Origin of the sequence: Paenibacillus sp. FSL F4-0236 (genome assembly GCF_038000135.1) — a bacterium.
GTDB lineage: Bacteria > Bacillota > Bacilli > Paenibacillales > Paenibacillaceae > Paenibacillus_AQ.
The window spans coordinates 6,307,113-6,323,058 of the sequence record NZ_JBBOBK010000001.1 but is presented as its reverse complement, the minus strand read 5'-3'; the positions used below and the strand labels follow the sequence as shown (position 1 = coordinate 6,323,058).

7 protein-coding genes and 1 pseudogene are annotated in these 15,946 nt (G+C 43.6%); 3 read left to right on the top strand and 5 right to left on the bottom strand.

Annotated features, from left to right (window positions below; genetic code table 11):
• The first annotated feature begins 206 nt into the window (after nt 1-206).
• Both NSQ29_RS28225 and NSQ29_RS28220 read left to right on the top strand, forming a co-directional pair.
• On the top strand, nt 207-545 hold the full coding sequence (locus NSQ29_RS28225; RefSeq protein WP_052404459.1) for a DUF4234 domain-containing protein: 339 nt from the start codon (nt 207-209) through the stop codon (nt 543-545).
• Complete coding sequence (locus tag NSQ29_RS28220) at nt 526-936, top strand: DUF2752 domain-containing protein (RefSeq protein WP_341126576.1); 411 nt, start codon at nt 526-528, stop codon at nt 934-936. Before NSQ29_RS28225 ends, NSQ29_RS28220 begins: the two co-directional genes overlap by 20 nt.
• 12 nt (nt 937-948) lie before the next feature.
• Here the strand turns inward: NSQ29_RS28220 and NSQ29_RS28215 are convergent, their stop codons facing one another.
• Nucleotides 949-1,602, bottom strand: a complete 654-nt coding sequence (locus tag NSQ29_RS28215) for a response regulator (RefSeq protein WP_042192856.1) — start codon at nt 1,600-1,602, stop codon at nt 949-951.
• Entirely contained in the window at nt 1,599-6,677 is a 5,079-nt protein-coding gene (locus tag NSQ29_RS28210) for an AAA family ATPase (protein ID WP_341126575.1), read from the bottom strand. The genes NSQ29_RS28215 and NSQ29_RS28210 overlap by 4 nt, the downstream gene beginning before the upstream one ends.
• A gap of 203 nt (nt 6,678-6,880) precedes the next feature.
• Between NSQ29_RS28210 and NSQ29_RS28205 the strand changes: the two genes are divergently transcribed.
• Entirely contained in the window at nt 6,881-8,740 is a 1,860-nt protein-coding gene (locus tag NSQ29_RS28205; RefSeq protein ID WP_341126574.1) for a patatin-like phospholipase family protein, read from the top strand.
• 98 nt (nt 8,741-8,838) lie between these two features.
• On the opposite strand, the gene NSQ29_RS28200 is transcribed toward NSQ29_RS28205, so the two are convergent.
• The 3 genes and pseudogenes from NSQ29_RS28200 to NSQ29_RS28195 form a co-directional block, all read right to left on the bottom strand.
• Complete coding sequence (locus NSQ29_RS28200) at nt 8,839-9,474, bottom strand: response regulator transcription factor (RefSeq protein ID WP_341126573.1); 636 nt, start codon at nt 9,472-9,474, stop codon at nt 8,839-8,841.
• Nucleotides 9,475-9,529: 55 nt separating this feature from the next.
• A pseudogene (locus tag NSQ29_RS31645) lies at nt 9,530-9,691 on the bottom strand (LemA family protein); the annotation flags it as partial.
• 334 nt (nt 9,692-10,025) lie between these two features.
• Nucleotides 10,026-15,839 carry an NPCBM/NEW2 domain-containing protein gene (locus NSQ29_RS28195; protein ID WP_341126572.1) on the bottom strand — a complete coding sequence of 1,938 codons (5,814 nt, stop codon included), beginning with the start codon at nt 15,837-15,839 and terminating at the stop codon, nt 10,026-10,028.
• Nucleotides 15,840-15,946 lie beyond the last annotated feature (107 nt).

The following is a 15,946-nucleotide window of genomic DNA, read 5'->3' as shown; positions in this document are numbered from 1 at the left end:
TCCAATCGTAGTTCAAATTCTAGCTGTCTTGCGGCTAATCTTTAAAAGTATATTTCATATTCATGAAGGAATCCACTATATCCAGATAGTAAGCTTGTTCCACGTTTATTAAAAAACAAACTACTAAATATTATCTTGTATATATTTTCACAATTGTCTATGATAATAATGTAAAATTTTCATATAAATACATAGGAGAGTGAACAATGATTAGTCAAAGGAGTGTCGCATTTTCCATTATACTGTCATTAATTACATGTGGAATATACGGAATATTTTGGTTTATTGTTCTAACAAATGACGTAGGAAAGCTAAGTGGAGACTACACATTCACAGGAGGAAAGCATTTTCTTCTAACATTGATTACTTGCGGGATATGGAGCCTGGTTTGGGCCTACCAGATCGGTAAACATGTTGCAGAAGCTCAAAGACAACGCGGCTATCTCGTATCCGATAATTCAGCTCTGTACGTGATCCTCACAATCTTTAGTTTTGGTATTGTCACATACGCTTTGGTGCAATCTGATGTTAACAAATTGGTATAATTTTATGATTCATAGAAGGACACACCCTAAACTATTTTGGAGTGTGTCCTTAAGTCTCCTTGGCTTACTGTATTTCACTGTATGGATGCCTTTAACCAATCTAGGTATACCTTGTCTATTTCATGAATGGACTGGATTTTATTGTCCGGGATGTGGAATCACAAGAGTTATTCTATCCTTATTAAAGTTCGACTTCATTCAGGCGTTTAGATTTAACCCGTTGCTATTTATTCTAGCGCCTCTGTATATGTTGTACTTAATTACTGAAAAGAAACGTATCCAACCACTTAGCCATGGAATTATGGCTGTGATGTTGATCCTAACCGTTACATTTGGAGTACTGAGAAATTTTCCAATGTTTGATTACTTGGCCCCTACAGTAATTCGTTAGCATCAACTATGGTTACATAATAGCTTGAAGGCGCACAATCGCTTGAGCCCGGTCAACCACCTCTAATTTGCTATAAAGATTACTAATATAGTTACGGGCTGTCCCCTCCGCAATATGCAGTGTATCGGCAATTTCGCGATTGTTAAGTCCCCGGATAATGAGCTGCGCCAGCTCCTCTTCCCGTTCTGTCAGACTCATACGATCTACATTGGATCTTTGCCAATGTTCGTACTCCTCCGTCAATCTGTTCATCCTCGTCGCCAATTTGGCTGCTACCGGAGCTGGCAGAATAAATTGCCCGGATATCGTATCACGGATCGAAGAAATCATTTTATCAGCATCCATATCCTTCAGCATATAGCCGCTTGCTCCAAATGCCATACCCTCAACAATATAATCGGTCTCTATAAAAGTGGTTAAAATCAGAATGAATATATCCGGACGAATCTGCTTGATTCGTTTTAGTGCACTGATCCCATTCATGATCGGCATTTGAACATCAAGCAGTACCAGATCGGGTTGGAATGCTTCCACCATCTCGCAGGCCTCTTCCCCGTTCTTGGCAGCGCCAACCACTTCCATATCATCCTCCAGATCCAGAATGGTACGAAGTCCTTCACGCGTCAACAATTGATCATCGGCAATTACAATCTTTATCTTACTCATTTTCTATTCCCAACCCTTCGCATTGGCAGATCGATTTCCAGTAGACAGCCCTCATTCATTTCTGAATCGATGGATAAGCTACCTCCCAGTTGCTCCACCCGTTCTTTCATCGTCCTGAGTCCAAAACCCATCACTATATGACTATCTCCTGACCCACGATCTTTGAGCCTAAACTGTAAATTTGCTCCGACAGACTCCAGACTAAAATGAAACTCCGTACTCTTACCGTGTCTGATTCCGTTCGTTAGGCCCTCCTGCAAAGCATGATAGATGGCCTTTTTATAGGCTGTTGACATGGCCTCCGGCAGATCATAAATAATGGCATGGACGACAACGCCCGCATTACGTTCAGTATCGCGTATCAGTTGCTTCAACATGACCGTGAGGTCCGAATACTTGTCCTCCTTCAGCATATGGACAGAGCCGCGGATTTCATTCAAGCTATGCCGAACAAGATCCTGTGCTTCAACCAGTCGCTGAAAACCACTATCTATATCTTTTTTCTGAAGCAGCCGCTTGCCAGCTTCAATCTGCAGAATCGTCGATGTAAGTGTATGCCCAACAATATCATGAATCTCTTGGGCAATACGATTGCGTTCTTCAAAGACGGTAGCTTCGGCCAAAGCCGCAGATGTTTCTCGCATCGAACGCTCCAGACTACGAGTTCTTTCTACAACTTGGTCCTCTAGATTTTTTTTAAGATATTGGATTCCCGAATACAGCTTGGCGTTAGCGATTGAGATTGCGCATTGTGAACCAAGCAGCTTGAGCACATCGAGCCTACTTGGCGTAAATACACCTGGGGATAGGTTATTCTCCAAATAGAGCAAGCAAACCAATTTATTCTGATTCATGATAGGAAGACAAAGAACTGATTTCAGTCTATTATTCCTAACGTAAACGTTACGCGTAAATATCCCCTCACTGAGCGCATCATGTAATACAACCTGCTCCTGTGTTCTTGCTGCATAGGCTATAATCGCTGCCGGAACAAGATCTGACTCTTCCCCGAGAGGAACAGATTCGATATGCTGAGCTTCTGAGGTACCATAAGCTTCAACCATCCATTTGCCATCATGATCAAAAATAACTGCCCCATATTCGGCCCCAGCATTGTGGAGCATGATCCGCATCAGCGTGGCCAATAATCGACTCATCTCCATCTCGCCCGATAAAGCTTGAGCAGACATAACTACAGAAAGGGAATCGACTCGATCGAGCCCGGGCTCCCGTTTAATATGCAGCAAATGGCTATGCTGCTGCTCAAGGTCAGCCGCTTTAGCCTTTGCGCCCCATTGCAGATAAGCCTCGTAGGCCTCAGTCATATAGATTCTTGCTAGATGTAATTTGCCATGACGAAGTCCATATTTGCCATAGCATTCCGCCGCCATCGCTAAATCGTGAATATGGCCATTGATACGAGCAGCCTCAATAGACTGCTCATACAAGGCTTCAGCTTGTCGTGGATCTCGCGATAGGCGAGTCAGCTCAGCCTTCATCAACAAATATTTATGCTCATAATTTTCCGGGCAACGCTTAGCAAACTTTTTCATTTTCTTCAGCCGACTGTGCATTTTTACCCGGTATACACGCTGCTCTTCAGCGTTATATTCCTCATACAACTGAGCCCAGACTAAACATTCATACACGGTCTGCATAGGACTGTCTAAGCCATCTTCACGTGATTTTATAATGGCAGCTGATTTCGCTAATGCCTCACTGGCTTCGCGGTACTCCCCAAATACATAACCTGTCAAATATCGGTGTATCCAGACCATTTCTTGTATAAAATCAAAGGTATCTCCATGAACCGACTGTGCAAAATCAGGTTCGCTAATCTCTGCGATGTTAAATGGATCATCTAGTGAGCGATAACCTGTCAATCGAACTAGAGTAGCTGCAGCTATGATAGCCTGCTTACAGTGAAGACTGTTGTTATGGCGCAGCAAATCACCGGAATGAGCAATTAACCGATCATAGATATCGCCTAACGGATGGCCAAATTGCAAAAGGGAGGCACAGTTGATTAGCACACTCTGGTTGCCTTTCCATAAGTCACCTGATTCCAGTCCCACTTTACCTGCTTTCTCGGTAAACATACGGAGCATAGTTGGATCATAATGCCGCCAGCTATCGTAGCACATTGCGAACGCAGCTAAGGTTGTCATATGCACTTTCGGATAGGGTTCCGATAAGCTGCACGCCAGCATGGCCCATTTAAATGTTTCTTCATCATTACGGAAGTAATAGTATTGAAACATTGCATAGCCTATGAATCCAATGGAAGCCTCCGGAGTCATCCCATAATCGAGCGTCAATTCAATCATGGTGAAGGAAGAAGCGAGCCACCCATCTCGGTTGACATAGAAGCAGGCATTGCTCGTATGATCTAAAGTGGTCATTGCGACTCTACGAGCCTCGTCGGTCATCGGCGGTAAAAGATTAAGCGATTCGAGTGAAACCTTCTGTAGTCTGCGCCGCAATCTTAACCATTGAAGCGTCAATTGAACATAGCTAGGATCAAATTGATGGCTCACTTTCAATAGCGATAATGTATGCCGACCTAAGGAGATAACCTCTTCATGGTTATCATTACTTGCTTCCAATTGAACCTTCATCGCGTAGATGTAAGCCTTATCCGTATTTGTCGCAGCTTTATGGATTAACAGATGAAATAATTCATTAGCCTTATCAAAATGTGAACATAAGTATTCGAGCTCGGCCCTCTCACGAAATACCCGGAAGGTTAGCCCATAATGCTCCTCCCAGCTCTGCTCCTCTAGTATCGCTGTTGCCTGAAGCATATATTGTAAGGCTGTCTCATGTGCAGTCGTTTGCTTCGCTTTTATCCCTGCCTGTAAGTTCAGCTCTACCAGTTGAAGCCTCTGTTCGGGGCGATCTATCCATGTAAGCGCCTGATTGAAATGATGGACCGCTTCAAATAGAATCGTTCCTTCACTAAGAGAGCTGCGGCCTAGCAATAGCATGCCAATCCTCCAATGTAGCTCTGGGCGCACCTCTTCGGGAACAAGAGCATAAGCCGCCCGATGAATGCGGTTATGCTGGAATTTAAAATGCGTATATTCCTCCCCGTTAACAGGTTGTAGCACACGTCCATTTACAGCGACTTCCAACGCTTCGGTCAATGTCTCTACCGGAATCTCCATAATTTCGGCAAGCGTACCCACATCAAATATGCTGCCCATTAATGCAGCTCTACTAAGTGCATACACCGTCTGATCAGGAAATTGCTGTAATTTACTTGAAAGATAGGCTGCTGCATTATCAGGAACATTCAATTCAGTAATGCGCTGGAGGTCCCATTTCCAGCTTCGAAGATCCTCGTCAAATTCCACTCGCTGATCATCAATCAAATCCTGAAGGAATTGCTTAATAAATAGTGGATTCCCATCTGTCTTATGCAGAAGTACCCGCGCTAACTCGTCCAAGTCAGCAGCCTCGTAACGCATAACATCCAGTAGCAGTTGTTTTAAATCGGTGAGTTCAAGCGCTTGTAGAGATATTCTACTCATCACTACGTTGCGGTCTATCAAATGCTTTTCCAGCTTACTGAGTGGGTGCAGCCTCGTGATTTCCCGATCACGATAGGAAAGAACGATTAGCAGATGACTCGTGGCCGTGTCCTCTATAAGCGAAGTAAGATATTGCAGCGATGTTTCATCCGCCCATTGCAGATTGTCCAATATCAAGATCAAGGGATGATCTTCATGAGGAAAGAGTTGAATAAATCGGCTCATAATTAATTGAAATCGATGCTGAGCTTCCAGCGGCGGCAACGAAGGCACGGAAGGTTGGGGACCAATCAAGAGCTCAAGCTTAGGGACAAGTTCGATCAATAATTGCCCGTAACTGTCCACTGCCTGTAAAATACGCAGCTTCCAAACCTCCACCTGCAGCTTCGTTTCCATCAGCAGTTGACTGACCAATTCTTCTATAACTTGATGCCAGATGCCATAAGGGAGTGAGGTATGTAGAGATTCGAATTTGCCTCTGGCGAAAAAACCATCCAAAGAAATCGAATTTCTAAGCGTTTCTTTTAGAAAGGTTGTTTTACCGATACCACTCTCACCACTAAGCCAGACCGTCTTTACAGCACCTTGTGATGCTCGTTTCAGTGCTTCTCGTAAGCTTAGTTTCTCAAAATGTCTTCCGTAGAATCGTTCCGATACCATCCAGCGTTCCGGAATATCCCAGCATCCTAATAGGAAGGGCTCGATGTACCCGTATTGTTGTAGGTGGGTTAGACATTCCTCAAGATCCGACTTGATTCCAAAGGCGCTGGCATATCTCGCATCGGGCATCTTCTCCATGCATTTAGCAACAATGTCAGAGACAGATAGAGGGATAGTGGGAAACCTGCGATGTAAAGGCTCAGGTGTATCTGCAAGATGACGATATACAATATCAACAACATCATGAAGCTCAAAGGGGCGACTGCCTGAAAGACATTCATACATAATGACTCCAAGCGAATAAAAGTCAGAACGATAGTCCGGGTTCAACCCAGTTCGACCCGTTTGCTCTGGCGATATATAAGGAAGCAAGGCATCCGGCCGCCCGCTTAAAGGTGACAATGGACTGGTATCATTTTCAGCGGAGCACATTCGTATATCAATAAATTTCACTTCAAAAGTAATTGGATTGACGATTAGATGAGCGGGGGTCAGTTCATTTAGTGTTATTTTTTCTCGATGAATTTGCATAAGACAATCAGCAACAGCGATGGCGATCCGAAGCAGCACTGGAAGCTCCAGTGAATCAGGTGTACGCAGTATCTGATCCAGCGTACTCCCCTCTATATCTTTTAGGAGAAGGACTGGCCGATCCGGTGTGATTTCCAGGCTATATGCCTCGATTGCTCCACGACCGCTAAGTCGCTTAAGCATGTCATACTCATGACGAAAAGCATCAACCATAGTAGATCCCGGGTACTCGCCTGTAGTTGTCTTGGCAATAACCCTAAGGCCATCTTCTTGACGTAGGAGTCTGTACAGCCTGATATCTGAGGTAGTCTCTATCAGATCTAAAGTTTGGTATCCTTGCAACTCAAACATGAACAGCACTCCCTAGTTACAATTAGGTAGACAGAATAAGCAATCTCGCAAAGCAATTATACTCATTATATCATCTGATCTCGCCATAGAATCCTATGTTGTAATTAACTTTGTCATCTATTTTGTCATATGACATCTATAAAATTGCATTGTGATAATATAGGAAAAAATACACAATCATCCCCACATAAGGAGGATTCAAATTGCATCTTTCCTACATAGACTACCCTATGCTTGAGCACCTGTCCGATGAAGAATTACAGCAGTTAGCTCCAGAAATGCAAGAAGAGCATTATGAACCCGGCAAGCTTATCATGAAAAAGGGCGAGGTCAGCCAGCGGGTTTATATTTTGGTATCCGGTCAGGTACAAGTATTTATTAGTACGGAAATAAAGGTAGAATTGGCTATACTCTCGAAAGGCCAGTTCTTCGGGGAAATGTCCTGTCTTACCGGAGATCCCATTAGTGCACATGTAGAAGCGATCGATAATGTTCATGTAATATCCGTATCCAGAAATGGCATGCTGCTGTTGATGGACAAAAATCGCGAGTTCCGCAGCCAGATCATCGAATCCATGATCAAGAGAATCCAAAATTCCAACGAACGTGTACTGGAAGAGCATTCGAAAAGTCAGATCATCATGAAGCTTCATGAATCCGAGGAACAAGAGCGCTATGGTGAACTGATCGGAGAAAGTGCCGAAATGCGCACACTTCTCAGATCGATTGAACATCTGTCGACGGAGCGGGTCCATGTTGTCGTGATAGGTGAATCCGGTACAGGGAAGGTAAATGTAGCAAGAGCACTTCATTACCGAGCAACGAACGGTCAATACCCGCTACTGGTGTTAAATGTAGCAGACATGAGCCTTGTTGATTGGGAGACCAAGGTTATTGCGGCAAAAGGAGGAACCATTGTCATCGAGGAAGCAGAATCCTGTCCTTCTGAGAAGCTACTACAGCTGCTGGAGACAGCTGCACAGATTCGAATTATCCTGACTAGCACTTGTCCCTTGAAGATTGTTTCCCACTTAGCGGTCTTGCCTGTGCCTCCTCTTCGTGAGCGAACTGAAGATATACCGCTGCTTGCGCAATACTTTCTAGAGAAAGAAGGAGCGGGCAATGCGCAAGAGGTCCTCTCTCAAGATGCCCTGAGCATGCTGTCCCTGTTCCCTTACCTCGACAATAATGTTGAGGAATTACGAAATATCGTGAGGGAAGCCTATATTCGGAGCGAAGGACGTATGATCTACAGTCACCATCTCCGCTTCGGCCGAGTCCGTAAAGTAGGAGACCGCCCCGTTATTGGTCTGGCGTTAGGAAGCGGTGCAGCCAGAGGCATGGCTCACCTTGGGGTGTTAACCATTCTGGAGCAGGAGGGCATTCCCATAGACATGATCGCAGGAACAAGCGTTGGATCTATGGTCGGAGGAGCCTATGCAGCCGGAATGTCTGTAAAAGAATGTATGAAGGTTCTTTCTACGATCAGTTGGGGACAACTGGTGCGTCCAACCTTCCCTATGCGGTCCCTTGTTCATAACGCGCCCATTATCAGCTTTATCGAAAAGCATGTCGGTAAGCGTCTAATTGAGGAGCTGCCTATACCCTTTGGCGCGATAGCTTCAGACGTCTCCACCGGTGAGGCTCATATCATGAGGACGGGTTCGCTTGCACATACCATTGCCGCAAGTACAGCCGTTCCCGTAGCCATGCGACCTGTCAACTATCAAGGAAAGCACTTAGCCGATGGAGCCATTGTTCATCCTGTGCCAGCTGCGCTAGTAAGGAGCATGGGAGCTGATATTGTAATAGCAGTTAACGTTTGCCCTGAATCCTTCACGAAGGGAGCAGCCAGACATCTAATAGATTCCTTAATGAATACGATTGACATCATGAGCGCAAAGCTGATAAAGGAAGAGCTGCAATTAGCGGATGTAATCTTACGTCCCGATCTTGGCTTCAATCAAATCAGCTTTAAGGATGCGGACAATTACATAGCCGCCGGAGAAGTGGTAACAAGAGAAGCGATTACCCAAATCCGCCAAAAAATAGCCGCTTCCTAAATACATTGCATACAAAAAAAGAAAAATTCAGGAGGTGTCCCAAGAGCTATGAACTGCTACTGGTACACCTCCTTGTATTTAATGCTAATGTTATATTTCTACTCATAGCACATTTCATATTTCGTTAGCCCTATCGCGTTTGCGTACAATGCTGCCTGTGTCCGATCATTAACCTGCAGCTTCGCTAAAATCTGGCTGACATGCTTCTTCACCGTAAATTCACTGATATATAGACGTGTAGCAATCGTTCTGTTGCAAGCACCTTGTCCAAGTTCAATCAGAACTTCCTTTTCTTTCGGTGTTAATTCATCCGTCGGACTGCTACCGCTAATACGCATCTTTTCTTCCATTAGACCAGGATCATAGTACTTTCTCCCTTTATGCACCAACTGGATAGCAAAGAGTAACTCCTCCGGCAGTGCCTCTTTTAGGACATATCCATCTACTAGTACTTCTTCAGCCCTCAAAAAATCCTCTCTGCTCGCAGAGGAAGTCAACAGAATGAACTTACTAACCATGCCGCGAGCACGTGCTGTCTTAATTATATCCAAGCCCGATTCATCAACAAGCTTAAGATCAATGAGAACAATATCTGGCTTTGTCGCTTCAATCACTTCAAATGCTTCTTGACCATTCGTAGCTTCACCAGCGAATTGCACACCTGACTGCATTGAAATGACAGATGCCAGCCCTCTTCTAACTAAAGGATGATCATCCACAATAACGATTTTCATAGAAACGCCTCCCTCTAAATCTCATGACAATCTTAATTCTCTATATCAAGTCCACTTAGGTTACCGTCCAATTAATTTCTGCCCGTTTGGCCCCTTCCATCTTGAGCAGGAATTCCGACTTAAATCCAATAGCCCCTGCAAATAAAAAATTAGGAAAAGTACTTATCATCGAATTATAGCTTGTCACATTTTCGTTATAGATACGTCTACTAGCAGATAGATTTTCCTCAAAATATTAATCCTTTGTTGCAATTTGATATACGGATCGCTGACCTTAAGCTCTGGACAATAGTCTGCCTGAACATTAGCAAAAGATTCTCTCACACGATTACTCATGCTGAACATTCGTAGGCTGGAAGAGTTGAACCATCTGATTCATTATAATTAATAGACTTGTCTGGTTATAGTGAGCGTTGTCATCACTTCTGTCATATTACAAAATGGATGTTTTTTACATAATACGAGTCTCATATTACGTAAGCCCAATATAAAAACAGGCGAATCATGGTTGAATACACCACAATTCGCCTGTTTTCTTCTGCCTATGGGATTTAATTGTTATCAATAAAAGAAATTAATTGCACGAGATTACCTGCGACTTGGTAAGTTAACCCCAGCATGTAAGTTCCCTTCTCCTCGTTCGATAGGTCTATAGTGAACACATCAGGATTAGCTGCCCATTCATTCATATCAAACATGATTTCTTTAGATGTTCCAGTGTTTCTGACCCCTGCCGAACTAGGGATCACTTTACTGCCATCAAGCCCTTTCACCGGATTGGTCCATTCAACCACAGGTCCCTTTAATCCTCCCACCTCTACCACTTGAGGGTCAGCCAATAAGCTCGTTAGTTTAGTTAACCCTTGTAATGGGGAGAAGTCAGTGATTTCATTTCCAGTAATATCAAGTGTCTCTAGGTTCTTAGCATACTGTAGACCTTCCAAGGATCTAGCTCTTCCTGTCTCGCTCGTTAACGTTGTAAGGTTATACATATCCCCTAGCGTTAGTTCTCCAGTTACGCCTAACGTAGTCTTGATCGAAGCACTTATATATTTGTCCGCAATGGTAATGACTTGCGTAAGGTCTATTTCGGTCAGACCTTCTATTGCTTGTTGTAACGCTGCCGAGGCTGCATCTATTTCACTTTGTGTGACAGAAGGATTAGTCAAAGCCGCTTCTGCACTCGAAAGGCTTGCCGTAAATGCCGCATTACTCTCAGCCGTGAAGCCTTCTAGAGAAATTGCTTTTGCCTCTGCAATGGCTTGCTCCAGATCTCCAGTGAATAGGTGATCTCCATTCGCAAAATGTAGTTTGGTTCCTCCCCATGTAGCATGGTCAGATCCGTTGCCATTTCCGCCGTCTGTAACGACTAATTTCAGCTCTTTAGCTCCGTTAATATCCAATTCGATGAACTTCTGCGGATCTCTGGAGCCCATAACCCCACTATCGAATTTCTTCTCTCCATCGACAAACACTTCAAAGCTCACCGAACCGACCGTACCATACATTTGTCGATCTACACCCACATAGGAAGTGAAGTAGTCCGCGTTCTTATCGCTTAGATCGTATACAATCGTCGAGTTAGAGTGTGCTCCAATCCCTCTCTCGTAGGACACTACTTGATTGCTCTTATCTGTTAATCTCAGCGTATTGGCACTAATAGATTTATCCTTCAAAGGTGCGGTATAGCTGTTCTGAGTAGAATTCCAGTCGTAATCCGTTAGATACGTAAAGTCTGTCATATCGACCACGGCAATGGTTCTAGTCTTTGTCGTCGTATTCCCATCACTATCGGTTACAGTGTACGTGATCGGATACTTTCCAGCTCTGTTAAATTTAACTTGATCTTCACCCGTAACCTTTACTTGAGCCGTCAAGTCACCATCTTCTGAATCTGTTGCCGAATAGTCTGCACCTACTGCTATCGCTTGGCCCACTTTGGTAGATACTGATTTAGCTATGGTAAGCTCCGGGGGACTGTTCAGAATTATAAACTTCGCATCAGCGAAATCACCGTGATCTGATGCATTTCCGTTGCCTGCATTGTCTAATACCAATTTCAATTCACTTACACCCTTCACAGGGATTCGAGCTAGTTTGGCTTCCGTGCCAAATTTCATCAGTCCGCTGTTATACACTTCTACCCCATCGGCGAAAATTTTGAAGATCACACTAGAGTTGTTTTGCTCCGGGATATTTCTATCAACCCCTACAAACGTTTCAAAATATTCATAGTTTGCGCCCGCTAGATTATATACAATCTCAGAGTTAGCATGCGTTCCTAAGCCCTTAGCGAACTCTTTGGTTACGCCATTTACAAGTAGTTTAATCGGATTGTTAGAACTTGCCTTATCCTTACGAACAACATTATAATCCGTTCTTGCCGACTGCCAAGCTGTATCACTCAAGTATTTACTAGCGCTATACACAACGATTGTTCTGGTCTGCACAGCTGTATTCCCATCCCGGTCTGTAACTGACAGTTCGACGTTGTAAGTGCCTGTTTTGCTTGAAGTGAAACCATTCGGACTTACCTCAACGGCTCCAATCAAGTTACCATCTTCCTTATCAACGGCTGTAACACCGGTCAAAACATCAAAGTCACTGTTCAGCTCAATAAACGTTGTCTCTTCAGGCACTGTGATAGTAGGCTTGCTTGAAGTATTCGTAAACTTCGCATCCGCCCATACCGTATGATCTGAAGCATTGCCGTCTGTAGCATCTGTGGTAACCAGCTTCACTTCTCGCGCGCCTGTCACAGGTATTTTCACAAATTCATGCTCTGTCCCTGCCCGGAAAACATCGCTCGTGAATTTCTTCTCTCCATCTACATACACTTCAAAGGTTGCAGAGGATGGCTTTCCTTTCATCGCTTGATCGATCCCGATGTAGCTTTCAAAGAAGTCATAACCTTTACCCTCAATATCATAAACAACTTCAGAGTTCGCATGTACACCGATTCCCTTGGTATAGGTCGCAGCTAACCCTTGTCGAACAAGGGTGATGATTCCACCAGAAACGGCTTTGTCTTTCTTTAATTCACCCCAACCAACAACGACTGACTTGGCAGTAAGATCCGAAAGATAAGCATAGTCACTCGTTACCGTAACCAGTGTAGTTTTGGTTTCTGTAACCCCTTCGTTCTTCACTTCATATACCACTTCGTAGTCGCCTTTTTGCGTTACATCAACGGTATTTGCTTTCAGGGTGACATTAGCAGTAATATCGTTCCCTTGGTAGTTAGTCGCTTTTACATAGTTCATCGGATCAAAGGCTTGATTAAGCTTTAACGTAATTTGATCTTCAACAGACAGCGCTGGCTTGAAGGCTTTAACCTGTACCGGCTTCAGTGGGCTCAGCTTCTTATCATAACCAACGATCTTGTACGTATAATTGATGCTGCTATCTACATTCGTGTCCACGAACTGGTCAGTCCCAGTAAACCCTACTAACTTATCGTCTCTATACACCTCATAACCTAAGAAATCTTTCTTAAGATCCTTATCTATACTGAAGCTTAATGTGTTCGATTTAGCAGTAGTGTTAGGCGTGATATTAACCTTTATCGCAACATTCTTATCTGCTATTCCTGTTCCCTCATAATGAACCACTGAATTGTTTAAATACCAGAGCTTTTTCGGTGCTGGGTATTTAGCTAACTTCTCTTTCGTTTCAGGATTCACAGTGAAGCCATGTCTGGCAAAATAGCTACTTAGGTCTAACCCCAGCACTTCAGAGGAGAACTCCACCAAATACTGCTGCTTGGAATTGTCGCCGTTCGGAAGGGAGACCTTCCGCTCGCGGTACAGCTTGGTCAGTTCTGTCCAGTAACCCGGATGCGCTAATTCTAACTGCCAATAGGCACCGAGCTGTGCAAATAAGCCCTGCTGATTCATAACCACTTTATTTTCTTCGATTACATATTTATAAATATCACTTTCAAAAGGAATACGAGTATCCATCGAGTCCGCATAGACTGACATCAGCATAGACACCATATTATTGGTTACTTCACCATATTCTCGTTCACCCATCGCCAAGCGATGCCCTATTTCATGATTCAATCCCCAGCCTGGATAGACTTTGTTAAAATCACCTAACATCGTCCCTACGGTCCCAATTTGTATCCCTGTATGATCTCCCGCTGCATACATCGCACCATAAGGCTGCATCAATCGGATGTTCTCACGAATTAGCTTCGCATCATGAATCACACTACTGCCATCCAAGCCATAGAAGTCAAAGATCGTCTTCATCCAAGTATCATAGCCGGTGACGGTACCCAGCGGATCATTTTCTTGCGTAATAAACTTGTTATAAGCTTCTGTCGCAGTTCCTGTGAAAATAACATGATCGCTGACCATTTCCACCACATCGATGAGCTCGCGATCTTGAACATTCGGATGCGCTGCCTTATCTTCATCTAATTTTTGTTTATAGGTGGTTAAGAAGGCTTTAAATTGTTCAGGATCTGTAGTCTTGGTCATCATAGGGATCTTGGTAAGCCCCTCGAACCGGATCATAGGTGCTTTACCTTGTTCCTCTGCTGTATATGGATTGACGATATACACTGTACCGCCCTTAGTCACTTCATGTGCATAATAACTATTCGTAGCAAATTCAGGAACGGCTATAATGTTCTTACCTGGACGCAATTGCACACCTCTAGCCCAAACATTCCAAGCCGCCTCTTGTTGAGAAAAGACTAAAGAAGGTAGTTTATCGCTCGAAGCTGCGTCCACATAAACGTTGATTGTATCTCCAGGCATTGCAACGAGACCTGTAGGCTGGTTGTTCGTACCGAAACCAATTCTCAGGTTTTCCTGCGCATGCTTTTTCATATCTCCACGTTGTTCCGCCTCAATGATGGTGCCTTCGGTTTGAACTTCACCATTCACTAGCTTCTTAGCTAAATCCAAAGAATCTTTCAGGATTGGATAGAGCGGATGTACTTTTGCCGCTTCTTCTAATTGATTGATTGCTTCAACGCTATTATAAGCAGGAACAACCGCACTCATCGTGCCATCTGTGAAAATATCATTTACAGCTTCGCTTACTTTATCTTCTGTATAAAATCTAAATTCAGCCGCAAAAGGTCTGTTGATATTGGCTTTTGTGAACTTGAATTTCAATCTTTTAAACTTCGTAGGTTCGAATTTAAACTCCAGAAAGTCATTCGTACTAGTCGCGGTTCCGCTAGATATGAGTTGGAAGGTCTCTCCCTTACTTGTTTCTGATGCATAAATTTCAAAAGCCTCTGGGAAGCCTTTGCGGTTATCTCTAGCCAGGAAAGCCACTCTATCTAGTATTTTCGCTTGCGCTAACTCAAACACAACTTCATTCGTGAAGCTGTCATCATTGTTTTTGTTCGTTTCCCAGTGTGTATTCGGCTGGTCATCGAGCATGTATTCCGGTTTCGTACCTGGATAGCTCCCACCGTTCACCGTTACTTTTGATACATTAGAGTTAGGCATTCTATAAGCTTCGCTATAGGCATTTTCATATGCTGTACCATAGCCTTTTAGCTTCGAAACCTTAGCCGCTTTTGCCTCTATTTGATGATTCTCCAGAAGTACTTTTGCATTCTCTATATCTGCTTGAAACTGCGCGTACAGTGGATGTGTCTGCACTTCTTGTTCTAAAGTCGTTAATTTCTCCACCGTATTAAATGCTGCGCTAACTTGACTCAAGGTATCATCTGTAAATAAATTTTTCATTTTAGCGGATACGGTATCTTCTTTGTAAAAAGAAAACTCAGCTGCACTCGCCCAATCTTGGTTAGCTTTTTTAAAGACAAATTTAAGTCTCTTGAAGGCTGTGGGTGCAAACTGAATCTCTACTACGTCACCTGCTCCGCCTTTATATTCTCCAGAGGATACTAGCGTATAATCGCCTGCATCCGTAGTTGAACCATAAATATCAAATTCCTGAGCAAACCCCTTCCCCTTTGCACTGGATTGTCTTGCAGCATATACGATTCTATTTAATTCAGTGGACTCATTGAAAACAAAGACAACCTCATTCGTAAACGTTGAACTATTCGGTTTGCCCGTTTCCCAATGCGTACTCATATCGCCATCCATAGCCTTAGCTATAGGTGAACCTGAGTAGTTACCACCGTTATTGGTAATGGATTTAATATTCGCAGGATTCATTCTAAAAACATCATTATAAGCGCCTAGGATAGCCTTGCCGTACAGATCAAACGGAATAACTGACGCATTGCTGAATAGGTCAGCCTTGCTTTGTACTACAGTGTTCACTACACTTACCTTGCTTACATCACTTGCTAAAGCATAACCTGCCTCACTCGAAAAACTAGCTAACATGGCTGCCGATGTAGCGATCGCAATCATTTTTTTCATCTTTTCTACCCCCCAGATGTAATATGAATCTCTTCCGTGACTAAAAATAGGCAAAAAAAAAACTACCCCAAAAGAGTAGCTTGATTGCGTATAAAGTCGCATAAAAA

Coding starts and splice junctions, on each gene's coding strand:
- NSQ29_RS28225 (WP_052404459.1), top strand. CDS start 207: ATGATTAGTCAAAGGAGTGTCGCATTTTCCATTATACTGTCATTAATT.
- NSQ29_RS28200 (WP_341126573.1), bottom strand. CDS start 9,474: ATGAAAATCGTTATTGTGGATGATCATCCTTTAGTTAGAAGAGGGCTG.
- NSQ29_RS28210 (WP_341126575.1), bottom strand. CDS start 6,677: ATGTTTGAGTTGCAAGGATACCAAACTTTAGATCTGATAGAGACTACC.
- NSQ29_RS28195 (WP_341126572.1), bottom strand. CDS start 15,839: ATGAAAAAAATGATTGCGATCGCTACATCGGCAGCCATGTTAGCTAGT.
- NSQ29_RS28215 (WP_042192856.1), bottom strand. CDS start 1,602: ATGAGTAAGATAAAGATTGTAATTGCCGATGATCAATTGTTGACGCGT.
- NSQ29_RS28220 (WP_341126576.1), top strand. CDS start 526: ATGTTAACAAATTGGTATAATTTTATGATTCATAGAAGGACACACCCT.